Annotated in this window: 24 protein-coding genes, 1 tRNA gene and 2 riboswitches; of the genes, 9 read left to right on the top strand and 16 right to left on the bottom strand. The window is 66.7% G+C overall.

All coding sequences use genetic code 11. The features are described 5' to 3' along the window. The first annotated feature begins 189 nt into the window (after window positions 1-189). Both U4Z31_RS15860 and U4Z31_RS15855 read left to right on the top strand, forming a co-directional pair. On the top strand, window positions 190-735 hold the full coding sequence (locus tag U4Z31_RS15860) for a hypothetical protein (protein ID WP_321810771.1): 546 nt from the start codon (window positions 190-192) through the stop codon (window positions 733-735). A 185-nt stretch (window positions 736-920) separates the two neighbouring features. Beyond that, the gene (locus U4Z31_RS15855) at window positions 921-1,955 is read left to right on the top strand and encodes a helix-turn-helix domain-containing protein (protein WP_321810770.1); all 1,035 of its coding nucleotides are present in this window, start codon (window positions 921-923) and stop codon (window positions 1,953-1,955) included. A 66-nt stretch (window positions 1,956-2,021) separates the two neighbouring features. On the opposite strand, the gene U4Z31_RS15850 is transcribed toward U4Z31_RS15855, so the two are convergent. Both U4Z31_RS15850 and U4Z31_RS15845 read right to left on the bottom strand, forming a co-directional pair. Beyond that, on the bottom strand, window positions 2,022-3,110 hold the full coding sequence (locus U4Z31_RS15850; protein ID WP_321810769.1) for an ADP-heptose--LPS heptosyltransferase: 1,089 nt from the start codon (window positions 3,108-3,110) through the stop codon (window positions 2,022-2,024). A gap of 2 nt (window positions 3,111-3,112) precedes the next feature. After that, window positions 3,113-4,816, bottom strand: coding sequence for a thiamine pyrophosphate-binding protein (locus U4Z31_RS15845; protein WP_321810768.1), 1,704 nt, complete (start codon window positions 4,814-4,816; stop codon window positions 3,113-3,115). 304 nt (window positions 4,817-5,120) lie between these two features. On the opposite strand from U4Z31_RS15845, the gene U4Z31_RS15840 reads away from it, so the two are divergent. From U4Z31_RS15840 to U4Z31_RS15825, 4 genes are all read left to right on the top strand, one after another. Continuing rightward, window positions 5,121-5,582, top strand: a complete 462-nt coding sequence (locus U4Z31_RS15840) for a hypothetical protein (RefSeq protein ID WP_321810801.1) — start codon at window positions 5,121-5,123, stop codon at window positions 5,580-5,582. Then, complete coding sequence (locus U4Z31_RS15835) at window positions 5,579-5,863, top strand: type II toxin-antitoxin system RelE/ParE family toxin (protein ID WP_321810767.1); 285 nt, start codon at window positions 5,579-5,581, stop codon at window positions 5,861-5,863. The genes U4Z31_RS15840 and U4Z31_RS15835 overlap by 4 nt, the downstream gene beginning before the upstream one ends. A gap of 136 nt (window positions 5,864-5,999) precedes the next feature. Beyond that, a complete protein-coding gene (gene vapB / locus U4Z31_RS15830) occupies window positions 6,000-6,236 on the top strand; it encodes a type II toxin-antitoxin system VapB family antitoxin (protein WP_044848395.1) in 237 nt (78 codons plus the stop codon). Further along, complete coding sequence (locus U4Z31_RS15825) at window positions 6,236-6,637, top strand: type II toxin-antitoxin system VapC family toxin (RefSeq protein ID WP_321810766.1); 402 nt, start codon at window positions 6,236-6,238, stop codon at window positions 6,635-6,637. Before vapB ends, U4Z31_RS15825 begins: the two co-directional genes overlap by 1 nt. 66 nt (window positions 6,638-6,703) lie before the next feature. Here U4Z31_RS15825 and U4Z31_RS15820 read toward each other — a convergent pair whose 3' ends face one another. The 7 genes from U4Z31_RS15820 to U4Z31_RS15790 all read right to left on the bottom strand — a co-directional run bounded on the left by U4Z31_RS15820 (window position 6,704) and on the right by U4Z31_RS15790 (window position 16,120). Continuing rightward, window positions 6,704-8,092: an L-serine ammonia-lyase gene (locus U4Z31_RS15820; protein ID WP_321810765.1), complete on the bottom strand. Its 1,389-nt coding sequence runs from the start codon at window positions 8,090-8,092 to the stop codon at window positions 6,704-6,706. 30 nt (window positions 8,093-8,122) lie between these two features. Then, complete coding sequence (locus U4Z31_RS15815; RefSeq protein ID WP_321810764.1) at window positions 8,123-9,256, bottom strand: alginate lyase family protein; 1,134 nt, start codon at window positions 9,254-9,256, stop codon at window positions 8,123-8,125. Between the two features lie 152 nt (window positions 9,257-9,408). Beyond that, window positions 9,409-12,336 (bottom strand): aminomethyl-transferring glycine dehydrogenase, encoded by a 2,928-nt coding sequence (gene gcvP / locus U4Z31_RS15810; RefSeq protein WP_124486850.1) that lies wholly within the window; start codon window positions 12,334-12,336, stop codon window positions 9,409-9,411. A 59-nt stretch (window positions 12,337-12,395) separates the two neighbouring features. Further along, complete coding sequence (gene gcvH, locus U4Z31_RS15805; protein ID WP_044848374.1) at window positions 12,396-12,776, bottom strand: glycine cleavage system protein GcvH; 381 nt, start codon at window positions 12,774-12,776, stop codon at window positions 12,396-12,398. A gap of 126 nt (window positions 12,777-12,902) precedes the next feature. Further along, a complete protein-coding gene (gene gcvT / locus U4Z31_RS15800) occupies window positions 12,903-14,021 on the bottom strand; it encodes a glycine cleavage system aminomethyltransferase GcvT (RefSeq protein WP_321802062.1) in 1,119 nt (372 codons plus the stop codon). Between the two features lie 86 nt (window positions 14,022-14,107). Further along, a riboswitch (glycine riboswitch) is annotated at window positions 14,108-14,241 on the bottom strand. Window positions 14,242-14,272: 31 nt separating this feature from the next. Continuing rightward, window positions 14,273-14,376: riboswitch (glycine riboswitch) on the bottom strand. A gap of 121 nt (window positions 14,377-14,497) precedes the next feature. Next, entirely contained in the window at window positions 14,498-14,866 is a 369-nt protein-coding gene (locus tag U4Z31_RS15795) for a hypothetical protein (RefSeq protein ID WP_044848372.1), read from the bottom strand. Window positions 14,867-15,067: 201 nt separating this feature from the next. Next, window positions 15,068-16,120, bottom strand: coding sequence for an oxidoreductase (locus tag U4Z31_RS15790; RefSeq protein WP_044848371.1), 1,053 nt, complete (start codon window positions 16,118-16,120; stop codon window positions 15,068-15,070). Window positions 16,121-16,661: 541 nt separating this feature from the next. On the opposite strand from U4Z31_RS15790, the gene U4Z31_RS15785 reads away from it, so the two are divergent. Then, the gene (locus U4Z31_RS15785; protein ID WP_321810763.1) at window positions 16,662-18,749 is read left to right on the top strand and encodes a UvrD-helicase domain-containing protein; all 2,088 of its coding nucleotides are present in this window, start codon (window positions 16,662-16,664) and stop codon (window positions 18,747-18,749) included. Between the two features lie 97 nt (window positions 18,750-18,846). Here the strand turns inward: U4Z31_RS15785 and U4Z31_RS15780 are convergent, their stop codons facing one another. Continuing rightward, complete coding sequence (locus tag U4Z31_RS15780; RefSeq protein WP_321810762.1) at window positions 18,847-19,746, bottom strand: c-type cytochrome; 900 nt, start codon at window positions 19,744-19,746, stop codon at window positions 18,847-18,849. A 264-nt stretch (window positions 19,747-20,010) separates the two neighbouring features. Between U4Z31_RS15780 and U4Z31_RS15775 the strand changes: the two genes are divergently transcribed. Further along, window positions 20,011-20,086: transfer RNA gene (locus tag U4Z31_RS15775), tRNA-Arg, on the top strand. A gap of 175 nt (window positions 20,087-20,261) precedes the next feature. Continuing rightward, on the top strand, window positions 20,262-21,548 hold the full coding sequence (locus U4Z31_RS15770) for a tyrosine-type recombinase/integrase (RefSeq protein WP_321810761.1): 1,287 nt from the start codon (window positions 20,262-20,264) through the stop codon (window positions 21,546-21,548). Window positions 21,549-21,603: 55 nt separating this feature from the next. On the opposite strand, the gene U4Z31_RS15765 is transcribed toward U4Z31_RS15770, so the two are convergent. The 6 genes from U4Z31_RS15765 to U4Z31_RS15740 form a co-directional block, all read right to left on the bottom strand. Further along, complete coding sequence (locus U4Z31_RS15765) at window positions 21,604-22,056, bottom strand: hypothetical protein (protein ID WP_321810760.1); 453 nt, start codon at window positions 22,054-22,056, stop codon at window positions 21,604-21,606. A 212-nt stretch (window positions 22,057-22,268) separates the two neighbouring features. Then, a complete protein-coding gene (locus U4Z31_RS15760; protein ID WP_321810759.1) occupies window positions 22,269-22,640 on the bottom strand; it encodes a hypothetical protein in 372 nt (123 codons plus the stop codon). A gap of 155 nt (window positions 22,641-22,795) precedes the next feature. After that, the gene (locus tag U4Z31_RS15755; protein WP_321810758.1) at window positions 22,796-24,175 is read right to left on the bottom strand and encodes a hypothetical protein; all 1,380 of its coding nucleotides are present in this window, start codon (window positions 24,173-24,175) and stop codon (window positions 22,796-22,798) included. A 5-nt stretch (window positions 24,176-24,180) separates the two neighbouring features. Beyond that, window positions 24,181-24,696, bottom strand: a complete 516-nt coding sequence (locus U4Z31_RS15750; RefSeq protein ID WP_321810757.1) for a hypothetical protein — start codon at window positions 24,694-24,696, stop codon at window positions 24,181-24,183. Continuing rightward, entirely contained in the window at window positions 24,650-25,123 is a 474-nt protein-coding gene (locus U4Z31_RS15745) for a hypothetical protein (RefSeq protein WP_321810756.1), read from the bottom strand. Before U4Z31_RS15745 ends, U4Z31_RS15750 begins: the two co-directional genes overlap by 47 nt. Before the next feature lie 16 nt (window positions 25,124-25,139). Continuing rightward, on the bottom strand, window positions 25,140-25,619 hold the full coding sequence (locus U4Z31_RS15740) for a hypothetical protein (RefSeq protein ID WP_321810755.1): 480 nt from the start codon (window positions 25,617-25,619) through the stop codon (window positions 25,140-25,142). Between the last annotated feature and the right edge of the window lie 97 nt (window positions 25,620-25,716).

Here is a 25,716-nt window from a genome sequence, read left to right as displayed (position 1 = left end):
GCAGCTGGCTGTCCAGCCGCCGGGCGGCGTCCGCGGCGAGGCGGCAATGCGCTGGCGCCGGTTCGTCCGGCACTTCGCCGTTTTCGTGTTCCGACCTTCGATACGGGCGTCGGCATTCGCACCGGCCGGTGCGCGTTCGCGCCCGTATCGTGCCCGTATCGCACCCCGATGGCCCCGACGGAAACCAGCATGCCAGAACTGCCCGGATCCTATCCGCGTCACCCGGTGTTTCACGCGGGCGAGCTCGACGCGCATCACCGCTTCGGCGTCGCTGACGAAGCCGAGCGGATGAGCGACGTCGTGACGACGCGGCTGAGCATCGGTGTGCGCCAGTTCGTCGAATCGCAGCCGTTCATGTTCGTCGGCACGACGAGCGGCGGCCCGGCCCCGGCGCGCATGACCTGCGACATCGTGCAGGGCATGCGCGACGCGAACGACGATCTATGGCCGGTCGTGCGCGTGATCGACACGAAGACGCTGCGCTTCGCGCTGCCGGCGCACGGCGGCCACCGGCTCGATGCGCTGGCGTGCGACGGCTGCGGCGTCGGGCTGCTGTTCATCGATTTCGTGCGCGGCATCCGCTACCGGATCAGCGGCCGCGCGACGTTGCGCACCGATCTGCCGGAAGCGGACGCGGCGCCCTGGCCGGCGGGCAGTCCGATCGTCGAACTGGCGGTTGCGCAGGCGTACGGCAACTGCGGCACGCGGGTCGTGCGGTTGCGGCCGGGCGCGTAGCGCGTCGCCGGGCGGCCGGCGGCACGCATGCCGCACCCGCGCGGTGCGCGGCATGCCGCCTCCGGGTGCGCCCGCATGGCGCGCATCGGCCGCACGGCGTTGAATGACGGGCTTGTCGCCGGACAACGCGGATCGGCACCGGACTTGCGTGTTGGACGTGGTCCCGGGCGGGTGAGGAGAACATGATGGGTCAACGAGTGGAGTGCATGGCCGAGCCGACGGCCGAGGACACGCGGTGCAGCGCGCAGGGCGACGACGCGCTGGCCGGCCAGGCCGTGGTCAGCGTCGCGCACGACGCCGACGAGCAGGCGCGCAACCTGATCGGCTGGCGGCAGACCTACGACCAGCTCGCGGCCGGCCGCTTCGTCGGCACGCTGACCGAGCTGCCGCTCGACACGATGAAGCTGTTTCGCGAATCGACGAGTCACCTGCTGCGGCAGGCGTGCGAGGTGCGCGGCGACGCATACTGGTTCGGCATCCCGCTGACGAGCGACGGCACCGCGCGGGTCGATGCGTGCCGCATCGGCCCCGGCGCGCTCGCGTTCCGGCCCGGCAACGTCGAATTCGAATTGCTGACACCCGCGCAGTTCTCGATCTACGGCGTGGTCGTGCGTGGCGACGTGCTGCGCCGCTACGCGGAGGAAGTCGAACACCGTGCGCTCGACGAGCGGCTGTTCGCGCAGCGCGTGATCCAGATCGGCGATACGCGGCTCGCGCGCCTGTGCGCGCTGCTCGGCCGCCGCCTCGACGGCGCGGCGGCCGCGGGCGGGCCGCTGCCCGACGCACAGCGCGACGACCTGCAGGCCGAGGTGCTGGCCGCGCTGTTCGACGCGTGCGCGCAACCGGCTGACGACGGGGCGGGCGGCGCCCCGTCGACACGGCGCTGGATTGTCGAGCAGGCGCGCGAGTACGTGCTCGCACACCGCACGCGCCCGGTCGGCGTCCCCGAGCTGTGCGAGCAGTTGCACGTGAGCCGGCGCACGCTGCAGTACTGTTTCCAGGACGTGCTCGGCATGGCGCCCGCGACCTATCTGCGCACGCTGCGGCTGAACGGCGCGCGGCGCGACCTGTGCGGGCGGGCGGCCGGTTCGGTGCAGGACGTCGCGGAGGCGTGGGGCTTCTGGCACCTAAGCCAGTTCGCGACCGACTATCGGCGGCTGTTCGGCAAGCGGCCGTCGGAGACGCTGCGCGAGCGGGCGGTGACGGTGGCAGCCGGGTGAGGCGGGCGGCGGCGCGCGGATGCCGCGGTGCGTCCGGTCATCCGGGCGACTCCCTTTTCTCCATCCCTATCCGGCGGTAGCCGCCGCTTCGCGCGGCGCAGGCCACGGCAAGGCATCCCAGTCGATCGCCCGGTAAGCGGCTTCGACCGCCGCGAGGTCGTCCGGCCGCTCGCTGCGATGCAGCCCGTGCAATGCGTCCGGCACATCGAGCGCGACCGGGACGCAGTGCGGATAGTCGCGCACGCGCAGCGCCGGGCCGATCGTCGTGAAACAGCCGAGCGTCGGCACGTCGAAACCGTCGGCGAGATGCAGCGCGGCCGTGTCGGGCGCGAACAGCACGCTCGCGCCGCTGACCCAGGCAATGAAGCGCGCGGTATCGGCCGCGTCGCGGCTCACGTCGACATAGGCCGGATGCGCGACGGGGCCGAAGCCGACCACCGGCAGCCCGTAACGCCGCGCGAGCCGCTCCACGAAAGCCGCGCGCAGTGCCGGCGGCACGCTGCGCACTGCAGTGCTCGCGCTCGGGCAGAACAGCACGTACGGCCGCCGCCATTCGGCCGGCAGGGCGGGCAGGGCCAGCCGCGCGAGCCAGCGATTGCGCTTCGCGGCGGCCGGCACCGTGGCCGGGTCCGCGCCGAGCGCGTCGAGGAAGAAATCGATCATCGGCTGTCGCGCGAAAGCGGGCCAGTACAGGTGATTGCCGAGATCGATGCGCGGCGCGTGCTCGGGCAGTGTGTCGGCGGCGCACGGCAGCGCACGCGACGGCGCGACGACGTCGGCGGCGAGCGCATACAGCGCGGCGACGTAGCGCGGCGTGCGGGCCGGCCGGTAGAGCGTGAAGCGCAGGCCGGGATGCATCACGCGCAGCGCGGCGAGCGCGGTCAGCCCGATCACCGAGTCGCCGAGCGCGACGCCCATTCCGTTGATCACGTACACGTCCGCCGTGCGGCCGTAGTCGAGCCGGAACGGACGGTGGGCGGCGTGCAGCAGGCCGAGCGCCGGCGCGGCCGGCACGTGATCCTCCGCGGCGGCGCCGCCGTGCTCGAGGTCGTAGGGGGCGACGAGCGTGCCGTCGGGCGCGAGCAGCGTGCCCGGATGCGTCAGCGCGTCGTCGCGCGACAGCGCGAGGCTGGCCGGCGCGGCGCGCATTTCCATGGTCACGCGCCGCGCGCGCGGCGGCCCTGCTCGCGGATCTGCTCGAGCGTCGCGGCCGGCGTGCTGGCGTCCTGCGGGATGCGGATCTCGATCAGCGCCGGCAGCCCGCAGGTCAGTGCGCGCTCCAGTGCCAGCGCGAAGTCGGCGGTGCGCTCGACCGTCTCGCCATGCGCGCCGAACGCGCGCGCATACGCGGCGAAATCGGGGTTCGTGAGCCCGGTGCCGTGCACGCGCCCCGGATAGTTGCGCTCCTGATGCATGCGGATCGTGCCGAAATGCCCGTTGTTGACGACGATGGCGACGATGTTCAGCCCGTACTGCATCGCGGTCGCGAGTTCGTTGCCGGCCATCATGAAGCAGCCGTCGCCGGCGAGCGCGACGACGGCCCGCGACGGATACAGCGACTTCGCGGCGAGCGCGGCGGGCAGCCCGTAGCCCATCGCGCCGCTGGTCGGCGCGAGCTGCGAGCGAAAGTGCCGGTACGCGAAGTGTCGATGCAGCCAGATCGCGTAGTTGCCGGCGCCGTTGGTCAGGATCGCGTCGTGCGGCAGGCGCTCGCGCAACTGCACCATCACGTCGCCGAGCTGGACGTCGCCGGGCATCGGCAGCGGCGCGTGCCATTCGCGGTACGCGCGGTGCGCGTCGGCGGCCGTGCCGGCCCACACGGGGTGCGCCGGCGGTTCGAGCGCCGCGAGCGGCGCCGCGATTTCCGGCATCCCGGACACGATCGGCAGGTCGGCCGCATACACGCGGCCGAGCTCGTCCGCGCCCTGGTGCACGTGGATCAGCGTCTGGCGCGTCTTCGGGATGTCGAGCAGCGTGTAGCCGCCCGTCGTCGCTTCGCCGAGACGCGGGCCGAGCACCAGCAGCAGGTCGGCGTCGCGGATCCGCTTGGCGAGCGCGGGATTGATCCCGAGGCCGACGTCGCCCGCGTAGTTCGGGTGCGCGTTGTCGAAGGTGTCCTGGAAGCGGAACGCGCACGCGACCGGCAGTTGCCAGCGCTCGACGAAGGTGCGCAGGTTCGCGCATGCGTCGGGCGTCCAGCCGCTGCCGCCGACGATCGCGAACGGCCGCTCGGCGCGCGCGAGCCGTTCGCGCAGCTCGTCGACCTGCGCGGCCGACGGCGCGGCCGCGACGCGTTTCGCGGCCGGCACGACGGGCTGCGGCGCGCACGCGTCGGACAGCACGTCCTCGGGCAGCGCGAGCACGACCGGGCCGGGCCGGCCGGACGTCGCGACGTGGAAGGCATGGCTCAGGTATTCGGGAATGCGGCGCGGGTCCTCGATCTGCGCGACCCATTTCGCCATCTGGCCGAACATCCGGCGGTAGTCGATTTCCTGGAAGGCTTCGCGGTCGAGGTGCTCGCGCGCGCACTGGCCGACGAACAGGATCATCGGCGTCGAATCCTGGAATGCGGTGTGCACGCCGATCGACGCGTGGGTCGCGCCGGGCCCGCGCGTGACGAACGCGATGCCGGGGCGGCCGGTCAGCTTGCCGACCGCTTCCGCCATGTTCGCGGCCGCCGCTTCGTGGCGGCAGACGACCGTCTGGATCCGCGCGGTGTCGTCCGCCAGCGCATCGAGTACGGCGAGAAAGCTCTCGCCCGGCACGCAGAACACGCGTTCGACGTGATTGGCGAGCAACGCATCGACGAGCAGTCGCGCGCCGGTGGTGGCGCGCTGCTCGAGATCCTTGGAATGCGACATGGGCTGCCGTCTCCCTGGGTAGCGGGATGTACAGATTACGCCTGTTGTCGGGGCGCCGGCACGCTGGCCGGTGAAAAGTGTCGGAACGCGGGGAGCTCGGGTCGTGGATGTTGCACGTTTGCCGGTGCGGCTCGCCGAACGGCCAGCTTGTGCGCGCTGGGCCAAGAGTGAAAAGTGGACACGATGGGAGTCGGGATGAATGCTTGTCCCGGCAGGGAAATCGAACCCCAAGCAATAATAAAGTGGGATGCCATTCAATAGTAAAATTTTGGCCAACGGATGGTTAACTGGATCGAGGATCACCATGGCAACCGAAACGATCGATCAAAAGACGCTGACGGAACTGGTCGAAGCCGGCGCCGTGCACGCGGCCCGTGTAGTTGGCTGCGGCAGCGGGTGGACGATCTCGGCTCGTTGCGGCACGAACGAACGCTTTCTGTCGGCCAAACGCGGCGACGTGCGGGTGTTTCGCCGCTTTGAAACGCTGGTCGGCTTTCTGCGCGACATCGGCATCAGCCGTTTCGATGTGGATGCGTCGGAGTTCGACCCGGATGCGGCCGGCCGGGCGACCCGGCCCGATCGGGCGGCCGCGATGAGGGCGGCACACGAGGCAGCGGCCCACGATCGCTGGTTTCGCGAGCAGGTGCAGCAGGCGCTGGACGATCCGCGCGCGTCGATTCCGGACGCGGAGGTGAGCGTCGACTTCGCGTCGCGCCGTGCGGCGCTGCGTGAACGGCTCGCGGGCAGGCGAGGGGATGCTTCTTGACCTTCGCGCTGCACTGGAATCCGAAGGCGTACGAGGATCGCGCCGTGATCATGGACTACATCGGCGAGGACGACCCGCAGGCCGCAAGCGAACTCGACGAACTGCTGGAACAAAGGGCCGCCACGTTGCCGGCCCGTGCAGAGCCGTATCGGCAAGGGCGAGTGGCCGGCACGCGCGAACTGGTGGTCGCGCCGAACTACGTGCTCGTGTATCGCATCAGACCGGCTGAGGGGATCGTCGAGATCCTCCGCGTGCTGCATGCGCGACGGCAGTGGCCGTGATGCCCGATATCCGCGAGTCGGCGTCGAGCGGCGGATGAAGGATTTCAAGGGAACGCATGTTATGTACACACACGGATTTACATCGCAGACCGCATCGGATAATGTACATCCCATGTACATCCATGCGGAGATCGACATGCACACGACGAAGGTATTTCGGAACGGCAATTCGCAGGCCGTGCGAATTCCCGCCGACCTCGCCTATGAGCGCAGTGATATCGAACTGGAAATCGAGCGTATCGGTGACGAAATCCGTATTCGACCGATACGGCGGCCGTTGACCCGCGTACTCGAGAAATTCGCGAAATTCGGGCCGGATTTCATGGCCGAAGGGCGCGGCGACCAGGAGCAGGCCGATCGCGAGGAGCTGTAATGCCGCGCTACATGCTCGACACCAACATGTGCATCTATCTGATGAAGAACCAGCCTGAGCAAGTCGCGAAACGATTTGCGCAGTGCTACACGGGAGATGTGGTGATGTCGGCGATCACGTATGCCGAGCTCGAGTACGGCGTCGCCGCATGTGCGAATCCTGCGCGGGAGCGTCGCCATCTCGCCGCGCTGATCGACGATATCCCCGTTGCTCCGTTCGACGTCGCGGCGGCGCAAGCGTATGGTCCGGTCCGCGACGCAACCCGCGAGCGGAAGAAGGATCATCTCGACAAGCTGATCGCCGCGCATGCGGTGTCGCTCGACGTCGCGCTCGTGACCAACAACGAGCGGGATTTCGTCAGCTATCCGGGATTGCGGCTGGAGAACTGGCTGAACGATTGATGGCGGTGATTGTGTCCGACGGTCATGCGGGATATCGATCCACCCGCATGACCGCCGGACCCGGCATCAGCACTCGACGATATTCACCGCCAGCCCGCCGCGCGACGTTTCCTTGTACTTCGTCTTCATGTCGGCGCCCGTCTCGCGCATCGTCTTGATCACCGAGTCGAGCGACACGTAGTGCGAGCCGTCGCCGCGCAGCGCCATGCGCGCTGCATTGACGGCCTTCACCGACGCCATCGCGTTGCGCTCGATGCACGGGATCTGCACCATCCCGCCGACCGGGTCGCAGGTGAGGCCGAGGTTGTGCTCCATCCCGATCTCGGCCGCGTTCTCGACCTGGCGCGGCGTGCCGCCGAGCACGGCCGCGAGCGCGCCGGCCGCCATCGAGCACGCGACGCCCACTTCGCCCTGGCAGCCCACTTCCGCACCCGAAATCGACGCGTTGAGCTTGTACAGGATGCCGATCGCGGCGGCGGTCAGCAGGAAGTCGATCACGCCCTGTTCGTTCGCGCCCGGCGTGAAGCGCGTGTAGTAGTGCAGCACGGCCGGGATGATGCCGGCCGCGCCGTTGGTCGGCGCGGTGACGACGCGGCCGCCGGCCGCGTTTTCCTCGTTGACCGCGATCGCATACAGGTTGATCCAGTCGACCATCGACAGCGGATCCTGCAGCGCACGCTCGGGATTGCCGGTCAGCGCGCGATACAGCTGCGGCGCACGGCGCTTGACCTGGAACGGGCCGGGCAGGTTCCCGTCGGCTTCCGGGTTGCCGATCCCGCAGCCGCGCGACACGCACGACTGCATCACGGCCCAGATCTTCAGCAGCCCGTCGCGCGTTTCTTCCTCGGTGTGCCACGCGCGCTCGTTTTCCCACATCAGCTGCGCGATCGACTTGCCGGTCGACTCGGTCAGCGCGAGCAGCTCGGCGCCGGTGCGGAACGGATGCGTCATCTGCTCGGCCGCGCTCAGCACCTTCGTGTTCGGCGCACCGGCCGTCACGACGAAGCCGCCGCCGACGGACAGGTAGGTGCGCTCGACCAGCACGTCGCCGTTCGCGTTGGACGCGCGCAGCTTCATGCCGTTCGGGTGTTCGGGCAGCGCCTGCCGGTAGAACGCGATGTTCTCCTTCAGCACGAACGGCACCGGATGCGTGCCGAGCAGCGCGAGCTTCTTCGACTTGCGGACGTCTTCCAGACGCGCGTCGATCGTCTCGGGGTCGACGGTGTCGGGCGCGTCGCCGAGCAGGCCGAGCATCACGCCGCGGTCGGTGCCGTGGCCCTTGCCGGTCGCACCGAGCGAGCCGTACAGCTCGACCTTCACGCTGGCCGTCGCGTCGAGCATCCCGTCGCGCTCGAGGCCCTGCACGAACATCAGCGCCGCGCGCATCGGTCCGACCGTATGCGAACTGGACGGGCCGATGCCGATCTTGAAGAGGTCAAACACGCTGACTGCCATCTTGATACCTGCCTTGCTTTAAGAATAATGCTAGCGCGCCTGCAATGGCAGGCACGCGGCGAGCCATGCGGGCGGCATGGGGGAGAGTTGCCGCGCGACGCGCGCATAGCGCCCGTCGAGACGCGCGGCCAGATGAAAGAGTTCGGTGGCGTTTTTCGGGTCCCACTGCCCCGTATAACCCGGCAAGCCGGCCTCGCGGCGCTTCGCGTCGAACGGCACCGGCGAATTCACGAATTCCTCGTGCGTTTTCTCGCCGAGCGCGTACGGCACGAGCCAGTCGAGCGCGGCCGCGAGCGTCGCGCCGTTCGCGCCGCGCTCGCGCAGCCAGTTGCGGTTGAAGCGGCGCGCGGCGAGCGCGGCCGTCACCAGCGGTTGCAAGTCGTACACCGCGTAATGCAGCGCATCGCGTTCCTCGAAATCCCAGGTCTTGCCGTCCGGGCCGATGTTGTCGGCGAGATGCTCGACGAACAGCCGCTGCGCGGCGTTCATCATCTTGCGGTCGCCGAGCGTGAACGCGGACAGCGCGATCAGCTTGATCCGGTGGCTCTGCCAGTTGTTGCGCCAGGTGCCGGCGAGCGGGCGCTTCTGCGCGTCGATCTGCGCGACGTAACCGGCGCCGAGCTTCGCGATGAACGCCGCCGTCGCGTTACGCGTCTTGACCGGCAGCGCGCTCGCCGTCATGTCGTACGCGATGATCAGGCTGTCGAAGCGCGTCTCGTCGATCGGGTTGAAGCCCGGCTGATAGGTCGACACCCACGCGGACAGGAAGCGGTCGACGAGCTGCAGGTAGCGCGGCGCATTGGTCACGCGCCACGCGAGCGCGGCGTCGCGCATCAGCTCCATGTCCTTCAGCGCGTCGGCGCTCTGGTCGTAGATGCCTTCGTGCGGCAGCGTGCCCTCGGTGTGCACGCGCGCCATTGCCTTCGGCTGCTCGCCGATGCGCGCGTCGACGCTGCGGATCAGTGCCTGCACGCCCGGCTCGGCCTGCGTCGTCTCGCTCGCCTGCAACGCGGGCGCCGCGCAGAAATTCATCGCCGCGCGCGCGCTGCCGGCCGTGCCGAGGCCGGCGGCCAACGACAGCGACGCGACGAGCAGCGGCACGACGCGGCGCGTGCGCGGCCGCTCCTGCGTGGCACCCTGGCCCGGAAACATCGGACGCACCATGCGGAACTCCTTGATTGGCTGGATCGCGTGTGATGTTAGCCGGATTGGCGGGCAAACGTGAATCGATCGGGCAGGCAGCGGACGCAAAAACCGCACGCAACCGAGGGTTGCGTGCGGTGTGGTCACGGCCGGACTCCGGAGCGCGGCGAGCGTTATGCGTAGTCCGACACCGGCACGCACGAGCAGAACAGGTTGCGGTCGCCGTAGGCGTTGTCCGCACGGCCGACCGGCGGCCAGTACTTGTTCGTGCCGAGCGACGCGACCGGGTACGCCGCCTGCTCGCGCGAGTACGCGTGCGGCCATTCGTTCGCGGTGACGACGGCTGCCGTGTGCGGCGCGTGACGCAGCGGGTTGTCCTCGCGGTCGGCGCGGCCTTCCTCGACGGCACGGATTTCCTCGCGGATCGCGATCATCGCGGCGATGAAGCGGTCGAGTTCTTCCTGCGATTCCGATTCGGTCGGCTCGACCATCAGCGTGCCCGGCACCGGGAAGCTCATCGTCGGCGCGTGGAAGCCGTAGTCCATCAGGCGCTTCGCGACGTCGTCGACGCTGATGCCGCTCGTTTCCTTGAGCGGACGCAGGTCGAGAATGCACTCGTGCGCGACCAGCCCGCCCGGGCCCGAATACAGCACCGGATAGTGCGGCGCGAGGCGCTTCGCGATGTAGTTCGCGTTGAGGATCGCGGTTTCCGTCGCGGCGGTCAGGTTCTTCGCGCCCATCATCGCGATGTACATCCACGAGATCGGCAGGATCGACGCCGAGCCGTACGGCGCGGCCGACACCGCGCCGATGCCGTCTTCCGCACGCGCGTAGCCGGTCGAACGCTGGTTCGGCAGGAACTTCGCGAGGTGCGCGCCGACCGCGACCGGGCCGACGCCCGGGCCGCCGCCGCCGTGCGGGATGCAGAAGGTCTTGTGCAGGTTCAGGTGCGACACGTCGCCGCCGAACTGGCCCGGCGCGGTCAGGCCGACCATCGCGTTCATGTTCGCGCCGTCGACGTACACCTGGCCGCCGTGCGCATGCACGATCTCGCAGATCTCGCGGACGTTCTGCTCGAACACGCCGTGCGTCGACGGATACGTGATCATGATCGCCGCGAGGTCGTTCGCGTGCTGCTCGGCCTTCGCCTTCAGGTCGGCGATGTCGACGTTGCCCTGCGCGTCGCACGCGACGACCACGACCTTCATGCCGGCCATGTGCGCCGACGCCGGGTTCGTGCCGTGCGCGGAGGCCGGGATCAGGCACACGTCGCGATGCGCTTCGCCGCGCGATGCGTGGTAAGCGTGGATGATCAAGAGGCCCGCGTATTCGCCCTGCGAGCCGGCGTTCGGCTGCAGCGACACGGCCGCATAGCCGGTCGCGGCGACGAGCATCTGCTCGAGCTGGTCGATCATCTCGCGGTAGCCGACGGTCTGCTCGGCCGGTGCGAACGGATGGATCCGGCCGAATTCGGGCCACGTGACCGGCAGCATTTCCGACGTCGCGTTCAGCTTCATCGTGCACGAACCGAGCGGGATCATCGAACGGTCGAGCGCGAGATCCTTGTCTGACAGGCTGCGCAGGTAGCGCAGCATTTCGGTTTCGGAATGGTGGCGGTTGAACACGTGGTGCGTCAGGTACGCGCTCGTGCGCTCGAGGCCGGCCGGCAGCACGGCGACGCCGCCGAGGCCTGCGTCCAGCGCGTCCACGGCCGGCGCGGTGCCGCCCGCGGCCTGCGCGAACACGGCGAGGAGATCGGCGAGGTCGTCGCGGGTCGTCGTTTCGTCGACCGACACGCCGACTTGCGTGTCGCTCACGCGACGCAGGTTGATGCGCTTGGCCTTCGCGAATTCGTGGACCTGCGCGGTGCGTGCGCCGGTATCGATCGTCAGCGTGTCGAAGAACGTGTCGTTGACGGTCGCGAAGCCGAGCTGCTTCACGCCGGCGGCGAACAGCGCCGCGATGCGGTTCACGCGCAGCGCGATCGTCTTCAGGCCGTGCGGGCCGTGGTAGACCGCGTACATGCTCGCCATGATCGCGAGCAGCGCCTGCGCGGTACACACGTTCGACGTCGCCTTCTCGCGGCGGATGTGCTGTTCGCGCGTCTGCAGCGCGAGGCGCAGCGCGGGCTTGCCCTGCGCGTCGACCGTCACGCCGACCAGGCGGCCCGGCATCTGGCGCTTGAATTCGTCACGCACGGCCATGTAAGCGGCGTGCGGGCCGCCGAAGCCCATCGGCACGCCGAAGCGCTGCGTGTTGCCGACCGCGACGTCCGCGCCCCATTCGCCGGGCGGCGTCAGCACGGTCAGTGCGAGCAGGTCGGCCGCGACGACCACATGGCCGCCGGCCGCGTGGATCGCTTCAGTGAGCGCGCGGTAGTCGCGCACGTCGCCGTACACGCCCGGGTACTGGAGCAGCACGCCGAACGCGTTCGCCTGCGCGGCGTCGGCCGCCGGGCCCGTCTTGACCTCGATGCCGATCGGCAGCGCGCGCGTGCGGATCACTTCGAGCGTCTGCGGCAGCACGTCGTCGGCGACGTAGAACACGTTCGACGCCGGCTTGCCGGTGCGCTGCAGCAGCGTCATCGCTTCGGCCGCGGCGGTTGCTTCGTCCAGCAGCGAGGCGTTCGAGATCGCGAGGCCCGTGAGGTCGGCGACCATCTGCTGGAAGTTCAGGAGCGCCTCGAGGCGACCCTGGGAAATTTCGGGCTGGTACGGCGTGTAGGCCGTGTACCACGCCGGGTTTTCGAGCACGTTGCGCAGGATCACGGCCGGCGTGTGCGAGTCGTAATAGCCCTGGCCGATATACGAGCGGAACACCTGGTTCTTGTCCGCGAGGGCGCGCAGCGCGGCGAGGGCTTCGGCCTCGCTCTTCGGTTGCGCGAACGGGCCGAGCGGCAGCGTTTCGGCGCGGCGGATCGAGGCCGGGATCACGGCGTCGATCAGGGCGGCGCGCGACGCGAAGCCGAGCGTGTCGAGCATGGCCTGCTGGCTGGCGGCATCGGGGCCGATGTGGCGTTCTGCGAACGCGTCGTGCGTTTCGAGCGCGGCGAGCGAGAGGGGCGTGCGGTTCATCAGGCGGTCCGGGTGTTCGAGCTTCATGGCGTGACTCTGGTCCCGCGCGGGCCGAGGCCGGCCCCGCGCGGTTCGGGTAAGGAAAATTAGTCGATCAGCTTGCTGTAGGCGTCAGCGTCGATCAGCTTGTCGGTCGACGCGCCGGCCGCGAGCTTGATCTTGAAGAGCCACACGCCGTATGCGTCGCTGTTCACTTCTTCCGGCGAGTCGGCGGCTTCTTCGTTGATGGCGACGACTTCGCCGGACACCGGCGAGTAGATGTCGGATGCCGCCTTCACCGATTCGACGACGCCGACGGCGTCGCCCGCGTTCACCGACTTGCCGACTTGCGGCAGCTCGAGGAAGACGATGTCGCCGAGCGTGCTCTGCGCGTGATCGGTGATGCCGACCGTCAGCGTGCCGTCGGCTTCGGTGCGGACCCACTCGTGTTCGTCGGTGTACTTCAGATCGGCCGGGACGTTGCTCATCGGATGCTCCTGGATAAAAGGGTGTGTTCGTTATGCTGGCGCGCCGCCGGGGCGCGCCGGGTGTGGTTGCGCCGGGCGCCATTTCCCGGCTTCGCGGCAGGCGGCCTCCCGGTCGCCTCCCGGTCGTTACGCAGCGAGGACCTTGCCGTTGCGCACGAACGGCAGTTTTACCACGCGCGCGGGAAGTTGCTTGTCTCGAATCTGCACATGGACCGTGTCGCCGACCTGGACGGCCGCCGGCACGCGCGCGAATGCGATCGACTCCTGCATCGACGGCGAGAACGTGCCGCTCGTGATCTCGCCTTCGCCGTGCGGCGTGACGACCTTCTGGTGCGCGCGCAGCACGCCGCCTGCCTTGCCGTTTTCCTTCTGCAGGATCAGGCCGACGAACGCGGCGCGCGTGCCGTTTGCCTCGAGCGCGGCGCGGCCGACGAACTCGCGCGGCGCCGACAGGTCGACCGTCCACGCGAGGCCCGCGTCGAGTGGGGACACGGTGTCGTCCATGTCTTGGCCGTACAGGTTCATGCCGGCCTCGAGGCGCAGCGTGTCGCGCGCGCCGAGCCCGCACGGGCGCACGCCGTTTTGCTGCAGCGCGTTCCACAGCGCTTCGACGTGCACGGCCGGGACGATCACCTCGAAGCCGTCTTCGCCCGTGTAGCCGGTGCGCGCGACGGTGAGGTCGCCGAACGGCGTGCCGGCGACCTGCGCGGCGTTGAACGGCTTCAGCTCGCTGGTCGCGGCGCGCGCGGCGGGCACCGTCGTCCAGACCTTTTCACGGGCGTTCGGGCCCTGAACGGCGACGATCGCGAAATCGCGGCGCGGCGCGATGGTCAGGCCGTAGCCGCCTTGTTCGTTGAGCTGGTTGAACCACGCGATGTCCTTCTCGGCCGTGCCGGCGTTGACGACGACGCGGAAGAAGTCTTCGGTGAAGTAATAGACGATCAGGTCGTCGATGACGCCGCCCTGCGGATTGAGCAGGCACGAGTAGAGCGCCTTGCCGGGGATCTTGAGCTTGCCGACGTTGTTCGCGATCGCGTGCTCGAAGAACGCGCGCACGCGGCTGCCGGTGAAATCGACGACGCACATGTGCGACACGTCGAACATGCCGGCGTCGGTGCGCACGGCTTCGTGTTCTTCGATCTGCGAGCCGTAGTTGACGGGCATGTCCCAGCCGCCGAAGTCGACCATGCGGGCATTGAGCGCGCGGTGCGCGGCGTTGAGCGGGGTTTGATTCAGTGCAGTCATCGAGGCCTCAGGCAAGGCGCTTGCGCGCGGGTCAGAACGGCCATGTGCCGACCGTCGCGGCCTTGGGGCCTGCGAAACGATCCGGTACATGCCCCTCTGTCCTCGATACCTGAGAGATTGCGCCGCGGCCACGAGCCGGCGAACGCGCGCCCCTTCGGTGGGCAGCCTGCCCGCGCAGCCAATGTGCTGCGGGCTACTGCCGCTCTCCAGAGTGCGGGGAGTGCGGCCCGCGCAATGCGCGGACGGGATTCCCCGACGCGGTCGGTCCTTTTGCCTGAGAGTTTGCGGGTGTGCCCCTTCGGCGGCGCGACCGGCGTTGCTGCTACGCGGTCACACGCTCTCCCGACGCGTGCGGGCGACTGTACGCGAGCGGGTGGGCATTGTCAATTTGAGCAAAAGAATGTCGCTTCGCGACAAGCGGCGGCGTGCGGCGCCGCCGCTTCTGCCGGCACCGGCGGGCGCCGGCATGGCCGGGATTACTCGCCGATCGCGCGCGCGGCCGTGTCGAGTTCCTGGTTCAGCACGCGCTGCTCGTCGCCGGACAGGCCGCCGTTGTGCTGGCCCGACATGTCGTTCGCTTCCTGGCGGATCACGTCGAGGCGGTGGTGCAGCTGCGCGCCGTACGGCGGCGGGTAGTAGCCGCCGTTCACGCGCGCGTCGATGCGCCGGTGCAGGTTGTCGATCCGGCCCTGGACCTCCTGCAGGCGATCGTTCGCGACGACCTGCGGATTCGGCCGCGGCGGGGGCGGGGGCGCCTGTCGGGCCGGCCGCTGCGGCTGCACGACGCAGGCCGCGAGCGAGGAAACCAGGACGCAGCATGCCGCTGCGCGAATCAACCGTTGCATCACATTCTCCTGACGGTTTGGTGTCGGATCGACTTTTTGAGAAACGCGTCAGACCGGACGACCGCTGACTTTCGTTCCCGCACCATTTGTAACGGAATGTTCGGGATCGTGGCGCCGTGGCGGCTGACGGGTGGCCGCAGCCGGGGGCGGCGCGGCGCGAGGTGGCGGCTGCGGCCGGGGCGACGACCCGGCCGGCGGCCGTCAGACGGTGCGACGCACGAACGGTACCCGGCGGCCTTCGTGCTCGCTCTGCGCGGCGAGCTCGATGATCGTCATCACGTCGACGGCGTCCTGCGGCGTGACCGGGAACGGCGCGCCGTCGTGGACCGACGCGGCGAGCGCGCGATAGAACTCCGCGTACTGCCCGTCGAGCGTCGGCACCGGCCGCTCGACCTCGACCTCGCCGTCGAGCACGCGCAGCACGCCGGGCGGGTTGCCGCCGCCGAACTCGACGTGATCCGGCGTGAGGCCGGCCTTCAACTGGTCTTCCTGCGTGTCGAGCCCGAACTTCTGGTAGCTGCCGCGCGTGCCGTGCAGCGTGAAGCGCGCGGGCTCGATCGCCGACAGCGCGCTCGCATGCAGCGCGACGTCCTTGTCCGGATAGCCGAGCAGCAGGTGCACGAAATCGGGCGCCGTGCCGTTGTCGCGGCGTGTCTTGACCGTGGCGCTGACCGTTTCCGGCAGCCCGAACAGCGCGAGCGCCTGATCGATCAGGTGCGGGCCGAGATCGAGCAGCAGGCCGCCGCCGCGTGCGGGCTCCTCGCGCCAGCGCGTGCGCGGCGTCGGCCGGAAGCGGTCGAAGTGCGACGCGAAATAGGTGAGCCGGCCGAGTTCGCCGGATTCGACGATGCGGCGCACGGTGAGGAAGTCGCCGTCCCAGCGGCGGTTGTGGAACGGCGCGAATAGGCGGCTGCGCGCGTTCGCGAGCCGCGCGAGCGCGAGCGCTTCGTCGGCCGTGAGCGTGACGGGCTTGTCGACGACGACGTGGCGGCCGGCCTGGAGCACCTGGCGCGCGAGCGCGAAGTGCGTGTCGTTCGGCGTGGCGATCACCACGCAGTCGATATCGTCGAGGCCGAGCAGCGTGTCGAGATCGGGGACGATGCGGGCGCCCGGAAAGGCGGCGCGCGCGCGATCGGGTTGCCCCGTCGCGATCGCGGCGACCTCGGTGCGGCCGCTCGTGGCGATCACGGGCGCGTGGAACGTCGCGCCGGCGAAACCGAAACCCATCAAACCAATCCTGAGCAATGACGACATGGCAATCCCTGGCTGCGTACGAAACGAAAAGAGGGCGCGCCGCTGGGGCGCGAGGACGACCGGCTATTTTGGCATGGCGCGGCGGCGCACACCGACGCGTTCGGCAAAATGCCCGGCAGGACACGGCATGTGCGCGGCCGCAGCCCGCAATTTGCGTCGGGCCGCCGGCGCTGCGCGCATCGACCCCGCGGGCGGCGTTGGGGGCGCGTCCCGCCGCGGGCTTGCCACCGCGACGACCGCCCATTGTGACCGATCGGGCCGTGGATGGGGCCGGATTGGCCGTCCGGACAAGGATCGGCGAGGACTGGATAAAGAACCCGACAAGAAGGCGAAACGGCAGCTTGCCCGCACGAAAAGCCGGCACACGCCCGCCCGAGAAACGACCGCCTGCCCGCCCGGCCCCGTCCGGCGGCGCTCCCGAAAAGCGCGTCGCCGACGTGTTAACATGCGCGTCCTGCCCCGCGTGTCCGCCTGCATTCCAGGCCCGTCGCGCGCGGCATCCTCCCGGCGTTCGCCGTCAACCGCAACATCATCCGCCATCATGTCCGCAGGCCTCAACTCCGCTCAGAACGAAGCGGTGCGCTACCTCGACGGTCCCTGCCTCGTGCTCGCCGGCGCGGGCAGCGGCAAGACCCGCGTGATCACGCAGAAGATCGCGCACCTGATCGAAGCGAAAGGCTTCGAGCCGCGCCACATCGCGGCCGTCACGTTCACGAACAAGGCCGCCGCCGAAATGCGCGAGCGCGTGTCGAAGCTGCTCGAGGGCAAGACGCTCACCACGCCCGGCAAGGAAGGTCGCAAGGTGCCCGTCAACCAGCTCACCGTGTGTACGTTCCACTCGCTCGGCGTGCAGATCCTGCGCCAGGAGGCCGAGCACGTCGGCCTGAAGCCGCAGTTCTCGATCATGGATTCGGACGACTGCTTCGGGATGATCCAGGAGCAGATCGGCACCACCGACAAGGGCCTGATCCGCAAGATCCAGAGCACCATCTCGCTGTGGAAGAACGGCCTGATCATGCCCGAGGAGGCGATGACGATCGCGGCCAACGAGGACGAGCACCAGGCGGCGCTGGTCTACCGCAACTACGTCGCGACGCTGCATGCGTACCAGGCGGTCGACTTCGACGACCTGATCCGCCTGCCGGCCGAGCTGTTCGCGAAGAACGAGCAGGTGCGCGACCGCTGGCAGAACAAGCTGCGCTACCTGCTGATCGACGAATACCAGGACACCAACGCGTGCCAGTACGAGCTGCTGAAGCTGCTCGCCGGCCCGCGCGCCGCGTTCACGGCGGTGGGCGACGACGACCAGGCGATCTACGGCTGGCGCGGCGCTACGCTCGAGAACCTCGCGCAGCTCGGCAAGGATTTCCCGAAGCTGCACGTGATCAAGCTCGAGCAGAACTACCGGTCGACGGTGCGGATCCTGACCGCTGCCAACAACGTGATCGCGAACAACCCGAAGCTGTTCGAGAAGAAGCTGTGGTCCGAGCACGGGATGGGCGACTCGATCACCGTCACGCCGTGCAACGACGAGGAGCATGAGGCCGAATCGGTCGTGTTCCGGCTGTCCGCGCACAAGTTCGAGCGGCGCGCGCAGTTCCGCGACTACGCGATCCTGTATCGCGGCAACTTCCAGGCGCGAATCTTCGAGCAGGTGCTGCGGCGCGAGCGGATTCCATACGTGCTGTCGGGCGGCCAGTCGTTCTTCGACAAGGCCGAGATCAAGGATCTGTGCGCGTACCTGCGGCTGATTGCGAACGCCGACGACGATCCCGCGTTCATCCGCGCGGTCACGACGCCGCGCCGCGGCATCGGCAACACGACGCTCGAGGCGCTCGGCTCGTTCGCGGGCCAGGCGAAGGTGTCGCTGTTCGAGGCCGTGTACATGGGCGGGATCGAGGCGCGGCTGTCCGCGCGGCAGGTCGAGCCGCTCAGGATGTTCTGCGACTTCATCCAGCGCCTGACCGATCGCGCGGACAAGGAGCCCGCGACCGTCGTGCTCGACGACATGATGGAGGCCATCCACTACGAGGCCTACCTGTACGACGCGTTCGACGAGCGGCAGGCGCAGTCGAAGTGGCAGAACGTGCTCGAATTCCTCGAATGGCTGAAGCGCAAGGGCACCAAGCCCGAGACCGAAGCCGTCGACGGCGAGGCCGACGGCTTCCACAACGCGGACGGGCTTGCGGATACCGGCAAGAACCTGCTCGGCCTGATCCAGACCGTCGCGCTGATGTCGATGCTCGAAGGCAAGGACGAGGATCCGGACGCCGTGCGGCTGTCGACCGTCCATGCGTCGAAGGGGCTCGAGTATCCGCACGTGTTCCTGGTCGGCGTCGAGGAAGGGATCATGCCGCACCGCGGCGGCAGCGAGGACGACGGCCCGATCGACAGCGAGCGGATCGAGGAGGAGCGCCGGCTGATGTACGTCGCGATCACGCGCGCGCAGCGCAGCCTGCACCTGAACTGGTGCAAGAAGCGCAAGCGGGCGCGCGAGACGGTCGTGTGCGAGCCGTCGCGCTTCATTCCCGAGATGGGGCTCGACGAAGCGCCGCCGCCGACGCCGGAGGAAGCGCCGATGACGCCGAAGGACCGGCTCGCGAGCCTGAAGGCGCTTTTGCAGAAGTGAGGCGGCGCGCTTCGGCGCCCTGGCGCCCGGGCGATCCGGATAAACGAAACCCCCGCGATGCGTGCGCGCCGCGGGGGTTTTTTCTGGCCGGCAGGCGTTACTTCGACGCGTTGACCATGTAGTCGACGGCCGCCTTCACGTCGGCGTCGGACGCGTTCGCCCCGCCCTTCGGCGGCATCGCGCCCTTGCCGTGCAGCGCGTAGTTGTAGACGGTATCCATCGAGTCCTTCAGGCGCGGCGCCCAGTCTTCCTTGCTGCCGAACTTCGGCGCGCCGAGCACGCCGGCCGCGTGGCACGCCTGGCAGACCTGCGTGTACAGCGCCTTGCCGGCGGAGGCGGCGTCGGCGCTGGCCGGCGCGGCCGCGGGCTTTTCGCCGGCCTTCGGAATCGCGGCGATCGCGGCCATTGCAGCGGCGGCCTGCGCGTTCGATGCATCGGCGCCCGAAGCGCCTGCCGCACCCGCCGCGCCGCTCGCCGTCGGGGCCGCATTGGCGGCCGGGGCAGCCGGTTCGGGGAAGTTCGCGCCGTCGTTGTTCGCCATGTAGACGATCGCACGCGCGATTTCATAGTCGCTGACGTCGTCGGGGCTCGTGCCGCCGCGCGGCGGCATCGCGCCCTTGCCCGACAGCGCTGTTTTCAGCAGCGTGTCGAAGCCCTGCGAGATGCGCGGTGCCCAGTCGTCCTTGTTGCCGAACTTCGGCGCGCCGGCGGCGCCCGTGCCGTGACAGGTCACGCACACGGCCTTGTAGACTTCCTCGCCGGTCTTGTACGTGCGGGGCGCATTGGCGTCCTTCACGTCGACTTTCGCGAGCGGTGCGATCCGCGCGGCGACCTGTTCGTCGGATAGCGCATCCGTGCCCGCGCCCGAACGGAACGCATGGTTGGCATAGGTGGCAAACAGAACGATCAGGGCGATCGGAATCGCGAATGAGGCGATGACGACGGCAATCAGCTGCCCGGGGGTTTTGACGGGAGATTCGTGGGGTGCTTCGCTCATGCTTGCCTCGTCTCCGTGATTAGGAATTGTGAGCGCGGTGCAACGGCAAAATGGCTGGCGATCCAATGAGTCCGGACGATTATAGACGGAACGTTTACATCACGGCGAGCGGCGCGAAGGCGCGTGTTTACCCGCACGAATTGCGGCCCGGCGGGGTTTCGGCGGGCAAGGTGGACGCGTTTTGGGAAACCGGGTATCCTTGCGGTCTTGTCAATGGTGGGCGGCCAGTTTATTGGGGTCGTTTCACTGTCGTCACTGTCATATGCGCCCGTAGCTCAATGGATAGAGTACTGCCCTCCGAAGGCAGGGGTTGCTGGTTCGATCCCAGCCGGGCGCGCCATCTGGTCCTCCGCTAAATTCTCCTGAAATCCTGAAAAGCCGCTCCGGATAAGACGTTGCGGGAAATTTGCGTCCGGGGAGCGCCGAAGAATTCCCGCGAAATCCGGCGTTTGCATGTACCTGAAGTTGTACCCAAAATGGGTGTTCCTGGATTTTGCCTTTTTGGGTACAACATCATGGGACAACTCACCGACTTGCAGGTCAAGAACGCGGAGCACCGCGCGAAGGAATACTTTCTGGCGGATGGCGATGGGTTGTACCTGCGCGTACGTCCGACTCGCAAGGTCTGGGTCTATCGCTACATGCGAGACGGGAAAAACATCAAGCTGACGCTTGGTCGTTATCCTGTTGTATCGCTGGCGGCGGCGCGCCAGAAGGCCCGCGAGGAAATGGAGCGGCGGGCCGACGGGATCGACCCCAAAGCGGCTCGACGTGAGAAACAGGAGCGGGAGCAGGCGACTCGGCTCAACACGTTTGAATTGGCGGCGCGGGCATGGCATAAAGCGTCAGAGAAGGATCGCCAATGGTCTGCCGGTTACGCTGAGAAAATAATCCGCTACCTGGAACTGCATGTGTTTCCTTGGGTGGGTCAACTTCCGGTGGGAGATATCAAGCCGACCGAAGTTGTGCGTTGTCTGCACCGAATCAAAGAGCGCGGCAATCTTGAAACCGCGATGCGGGTACGCGAGACGATTCAGCACGTGTATCAGTACGCCGTGGATACCGGCGTTCTGGAACCCGCCAGAAATTTTGTGAATGACCGTACCGGCGGACTCCCTGCTGTACGTAGCCGCCACTATCCGGCTATCACCGATCCGGGGCAGCTTGGGCAACTGCTGCGCGATATTCGAGCCTACAACGGCCATGTTATTACCCGTGCGGCGCTGCAGCTTGCTCCATTGCTGTTCCAGCGACCCGGCCAGTTACGTTTCGCCCACTGGGAAGACATCGATCTTGACGACGGGATCTGGAACTGCCCGCCGGAAAAGATGAAGATGCGGGAATGGAAGAAGCGGGATAGCCGCACGCCTGCACATTTGGTGCCGCTTCCGTCACAGGCCATAGAGATCTTGAGAGATCTGCATCCATTGACTGGGCCGAGCGGGCCGATCTTCCGCAGTATCGCCAAGCGCTCCGAGGCGACGCGCTACATGAGCGAGAACACGATCAACAGTGCGCTACGTACGCTGGGTTACGACACTAAAGAACAGATCACCGGCCATGGTTTCCGCGCGACGGCTCGGACGTTGATCCGGGAATATCTCGGGTGGGACAAGGAGGTGATCGAGCGTCATTTGGCTCACGCGTCGAGCGAGGAACTGGGCGATAGTTACGATCGCGCAACGTTTCTTGAGCAGCGCCGCGAGATGATTCAGTGCTGGGCTGATTTTCTCGATGAACTAGCGGCGGGAAATATTCCGAAGCCTGTTAGAACGCTGAAATTGGTGACTAGGGCCGCATGAGGCGGCGCGAATTTTTATCACCTCGAAGGGGGGAGGCGGTGAGGGGTTCCGGTGCCTAGAGGTCTTCGGTGTCCGGGCTGATGGGAAATCCGAGAAAGCCTCGAATCGGTGCTGATACCGCTGCCGTCCCAGTTGCTCGAGATGGCATCTTGTCACGCGTGATGCCAGCCTGACCAGGCTTCCTTGCATGAGGCCGGGCGTTGGTCTTGGCAGTCGCCGCTATCGTCCGGCCTTTATCAGCCTGTACGGGCTGCCCACCCTCGAGAGCACGTCGCATGGCATATCTCAACGTGCTAGCGCTGATTTCGACGCCATCCCGAGCAAATTGCTGCACGATTTCTTCCAGCGTGTACCCCTTGTTCTGAGCACCTTTGATCTGAGCGTGCATTGCCTTGATTGCATCCTGAACATTGACGCGATGCTCATGCGCTGGCTTGTCCGGCAGATCATCGAGGCGACGCGAGGCCGCGTCCCATTGCGCTTGGGTAAAACTCTTCACCATTGGCATGATTTGCTCCAGCCTATTGCCTCCATGGCATCTTGCAAACGGTTCCCGGTGGTCGTCAATACCCATCATCCGGCTTGAACCAACGCACGGGAACGCTTCGGAATACGGAGGAATTGACCGGAATAGAAAATTTTTTTATGTCACCGGGAAGAGCAAATAACTAGAGTTCGTGCGACAGAAGGTACATTCGGTAGGACTATCGAGGGAAGTCATCAATGCTTCCGCGCTGAGGAAAACCTCGTTTCTGCATGTCGCGCCGAACAGTCGCGGGATTCGTATTGGCTGCTTTGCTGAACAGTGTGTTTTCTGCGCCGCTCATCGATACTCTGCATCTTCAAGTAGCGGTAACAACAACTATCGCACTCTTCGCCTTTTCCATGAGCACCTAATTTTGTTGCGCGGCGCAGATCGTCTTTCTGCGGCAATGCATGGTCTTTCTTGCGCTGAATCATCGTGGTTTTTGCTTGGCAGGGGGCCGCCCACACACGGGATTTGCGGGCACCAAACTGAACGGCATAGAAAACAAGGTAACGCAGGATAGGCTTGCGCCGGTTATGGGCGCCATACGTATTTTCATCTTCCAATGTCGCTGGGATGGGGAGGGCGCTGCACGGATTTCGTTACCGGATGCAACGCAATTCGATCTCGACAGGCTCGCCGCTACCGCGTAAAAACGATAAGTCGGAGGTCTCCGACTCATTGGGAACTTCAGGGGCCTCACGGCGATATGCGGCGACCGTCAGAGGAGAGGGACAAATCCGGGGTTGAACGCGGACAGATCCGTCGGATTGATTGTTGCCGTACGCTCGTCGAGAGCACGCAGATCCACATCGAGCGACTCATGCAACATGCCGCCGTGGAGTAAGCGCAGAAGCTCTGACACTGCGAGCGTAGCCGCGAAGCATCCGACAAACGCTGCACCCACAGCTTTTCCTGCAAGCGTGGTCATGCCGCACTGATCCAGCACACCGGTGTCTCTGAGTCGTCGGTACTCGTCAGGCACGGCTTCATCACCCGGCTCTCTGGATTTCGTCGAAGCAGCATCTTTCCAGATTTCATCCGCCGTGCGCCGACTTGGCAGACTATGCACGCGCAGTGAGCGAAAATCATCGTGTCGGCTTCCGAGGCCCGATTCGATGACGAGGCCGAAACCGACCTTGTCGAGTGCGCATCGTCCCGGCAGGTTGTCCAGACCGCAAAGCGCGACCGCCGGATCGTGTTCCGAGACGCGAAAGCGGTCGTCGAAAAGCCGCTCGATGAGCGAAGCCTGAAAGCCGCGTTGTTCGCACCAGCCGGCCAGCATACGGGTCTTGTACTGGCCTACCATCTTGGCGGAAGAGAGGATTGACGTGCTCGGCGTTGATCGGCCGATTTTGTCGACATCCTGCAGTACGAGCTCCAACGGCGCAGTCGAAGCGTAGGGCAGCACGCCTAGGCACCACAAGTAAGCCTGGCCGATGTGTCCGAGGCCGATGAGCCAGAGCTTTTCAGGCAGCAGCGAGAGGGGCGGTGCATCCTCGCGTGCCGTGAGCCAGTTGCGCTGGTTTGGAGCCCACAGTGACATGCCGACTGGAAAATGACCAGCGGTGACTGCGGAGGTCCTAGCGAATTCGAAGGCTTCCGTGACCGCTATCGCGGCAGCCAGAACAGGGGCAAGAGGCATAGCAACGGGCCGCGCGGGCTCGGAGAGGGCGTCCCTGAAATCAGCCGGTACAATGCCGCCGCGCCAGCCGTCGAAGACCGTGCGAACATGAAAACGCCCGCGACGATCGCGCGCACTTCCAATGCTGATGCGTGGCACTGCCTCCGGGGCCGCATCGAACCTGCCACCGCATGCGAGAACGGCCGCCTGAAGGGTTGATCCGAGGGGGAGGGGCACCAGTAACGGTCCCTGCCTGCAGCCCTCAACATACACGCCACCGTGGAAAACACGCGACGCAAGCGTTACCAGCGTGAGCAGAGCCGCCTGGCCGTCCTCGCGCGCTAGGTTCGCGGCGTCGATGTCGATGATGAGCCTGTAGCCCGCAAAGATAGCGTGCGCCTCGGCGATAGTCGCTTCGCCGCTGTCGACCAACTGCTTTATCGTCCGGTCGAGCGTTTCGGGTCCGACGTCGTTCATAACTCTCACCATCCAATGTAGAAAACGCGGTTGCGGTCGCGAGCATTGATCGTGTCCCATCCGCCGTCGTGCCGGTACCGGTAGATGCCAATTTCCCTGAGCCGCACGGGCGTGCGTGCGAAATGCGGAATGATCAGCGAGAAATGACCCGCTACCGAGAGCATCGGATGGTCGCGATCTGACTGGCTCTGATGAGACAGGCCCGGGTGAACGTGCACGTCAGCGACAACGCTTTCTTGCCGCTCGCGGCAGATCGCCCAGAGCTTGCCGTAGTGCTGTCCGTTAAAGGTCACGATGCCGGTATCCAGACTGTGCGGATCGAGATCGTCGTAGAGGACGTAATGCTTGATGTGTCGGCGTTCGCCATCCTTCAGACCGAGGAGAAATGCGCCGCTTTCGCGGCGACCGCCACCCCTCGCGCGCAGATCGCGGAGCAACTGTTTCCAGAGACGCGAAGAGCAGGAAAGCCGGTGATCAGGCGCCAGCAGGTGGCGCATAGTCCGGGCAATTGAGAAGCTCATGAACAAGTTCCAGATAGTGTGTAATGCCGACTGACGGTTGCCATGCCTTAGACGGCATCTGTTGAAGCCATGAGTCGTGTCCGGCGAGGGCGACGCGATCGCACGGCAGGTACAGCGCCTGGCCCGTCATCCAGTCGGTGCGAAAGACGTCCTTTATACGACCGCTCCCATTCCTGCTCGTGGGGAAGTGGGCGTGAGGAAGTGCGGCATTTCCGTCCCGGCTCCACAGGCGGGATGTTGGAGGAGAGGCCGGGTAGTTGGTAAGATCGAATCGCAGACGGTATGGCAATCCGTCGCGCGCAGTGACATCAATCAGGGCGATCGGCCATTCGAGCGACACAAGCTTCCAGCGCCCTTCAAGCTCTCCGAGCATGAAGGGTGCCTTCACCAGGTCAGCGCGAACCGCCTTTTCATCGGGCGTCATCACGAGGACCTCCGACGGCCTAACCCTGGATGCGATGGGCCGGCAGCAGATCAAACGCCACCGAGCATTCGCGTTCACGCGTGAGCGCGCCCAGATGCGTCGTCACGACCGGACGATCACTGGTTCCCACGAGTTGCAACTGCAGGTGGCCCTTCTCCGTCTCGGCGATACCAAACTTCGACTCCGCCCAACGGAGCACCTTGCCGACCGTTGTTGCTGGCGAGAATTTATGGTGTTCCGTGCGCACGTCATAGTGCACGGTAACCTCGACGTGGCGGCAGTGGTGCGCGTGCAGCTTGTGATGCTGACCTTCCACGAGAGTGATTTCGAGCAACTCGGATGTGAGTGGCTCGTCGCCGTTCTCGACGAAAACCAGCAGTTCCCCGAGGGCGATGGCTCCACCGCCCATTGCTGACTTGAGCGATTCGAGAGTGAGCTCGACAGCCTCGTCGAGAACCTGGTAGTCGCGCTGGCCAGCGCGCTGAAAAAAGATCGACATAGCGTGGGTCCTAAGGTGTTGGGAGCCGTCTAGTGCGATGCGCGCTACTGCGCTCCCTTATCCTGTAAACCACGCGGCGACTATGAAACCTGCAAGC

The organism is Burkholderia sp. BCC1985 (genome assembly GCF_905339915.1).
GTDB lineage: Bacteria > Pseudomonadota > Gammaproteobacteria > Burkholderiales > Burkholderiaceae > Burkholderia.
Note: the sequence above shows the minus strand (reverse complement) of the source record. Positions and strands in the feature narration are given on the sequence as shown.

Excerpts from the sequence above, each read along its gene's own strand:
- U4Z31_RS15785 (WP_321810763.1), top strand. The coding sequence starts at position 16,662 with ATGTCCGCAGGCCTCAACTCCGCTCAGAACGAAGCGGTGCGCTACCTC.
- gcvP (WP_124486850.1), bottom strand. The coding sequence starts at position 12,336 with ATGAAGCTCGAACACCCGGACCGCCTGATGAACCGCACGCCCCTCTCG.
- U4Z31_RS15840 (WP_321810801.1), top strand. The coding sequence starts at position 5,121 with ATGGCAACCGAAACGATCGATCAAAAGACGCTGACGGAACTGGTCGAA.
- U4Z31_RS15795 (WP_044848372.1), bottom strand. The coding sequence starts at position 14,866 with ATGCAACGGTTGATTCGCGCAGCGGCATGCTGCGTCCTGGTTTCCTCG.
- vapB (WP_044848395.1), top strand. The coding sequence starts at position 6,000 with ATGCACACGACGAAGGTATTTCGGAACGGCAATTCGCAGGCCGTGCGA.
- U4Z31_RS15855 (WP_321810770.1), top strand. The coding sequence starts at position 921 with ATGGGTCAACGAGTGGAGTGCATGGCCGAGCCGACGGCCGAGGACACG.
- U4Z31_RS15790 (WP_044848371.1), bottom strand. The coding sequence starts at position 16,120 with ATGTCGTCATTGCTCAGGATTGGTTTGATGGGTTTCGGTTTCGCCGGC.
- U4Z31_RS15770 (WP_321810761.1), top strand. The coding sequence starts at position 20,262 with ATGGGACAACTCACCGACTTGCAGGTCAAGAACGCGGAGCACCGCGCG.
- U4Z31_RS15825 (WP_321810766.1), top strand. The coding sequence starts at position 6,236 with ATGCCGCGCTACATGCTCGACACCAACATGTGCATCTATCTGATGAAG.
- U4Z31_RS15860 (WP_321810771.1), top strand. The coding sequence starts at position 190 with ATGCCAGAACTGCCCGGATCCTATCCGCGTCACCCGGTGTTTCACGCG.
- U4Z31_RS15815 (WP_321810764.1), bottom strand. The coding sequence starts at position 9,256 with ATGGTGCGTCCGATGTTTCCGGGCCAGGGTGCCACGCAGGAGCGGCCG.
- gcvT (WP_321802062.1), bottom strand. The coding sequence starts at position 14,021 with ATGACTGCACTGAATCAAACCCCGCTCAACGCCGCGCACCGCGCGCTC.
- U4Z31_RS15850 (WP_321810769.1), bottom strand. The coding sequence starts at position 3,110 with ATGGAAATGCGCGCCGCGCCGGCCAGCCTCGCGCTGTCGCGCGACGAC.
- U4Z31_RS15780 (WP_321810762.1), bottom strand. The coding sequence starts at position 19,746 with ATGAGCGAAGCACCCCACGAATCTCCCGTCAAAACCCCCGGGCAGCTG.
- U4Z31_RS15820 (WP_321810765.1), bottom strand. The coding sequence starts at position 8,092 with ATGGCAGTCAGCGTGTTTGACCTCTTCAAGATCGGCATCGGCCCGTCC.
- U4Z31_RS15755 (WP_321810758.1), bottom strand. The coding sequence starts at position 24,175 with ATGAACGACGTCGGACCCGAAACGCTCGACCGGACGATAAAGCAGTTG.
- U4Z31_RS15740 (WP_321810755.1), bottom strand. The coding sequence starts at position 25,619 with ATGTCGATCTTTTTTCAGCGCGCTGGCCAGCGCGACTACCAGGTTCTC.
- gcvH (WP_044848374.1), bottom strand. The coding sequence starts at position 12,776 with ATGAGCAACGTCCCGGCCGATCTGAAGTACACCGACGAACACGAGTGG.
- U4Z31_RS15845 (WP_321810768.1), bottom strand. The coding sequence starts at position 4,816 with ATGTCGCATTCCAAGGATCTCGAGCAGCGCGCCACCACCGGCGCGCGA.
- U4Z31_RS15750 (WP_321810757.1), bottom strand. The coding sequence starts at position 24,696 with ATGAGCTTCTCAATTGCCCGGACTATGCGCCACCTGCTGGCGCCTGAT.
- U4Z31_RS15765 (WP_321810760.1), bottom strand. The coding sequence starts at position 22,056 with ATGCCAATGGTGAAGAGTTTTACCCAAGCGCAATGGGACGCGGCCTCG.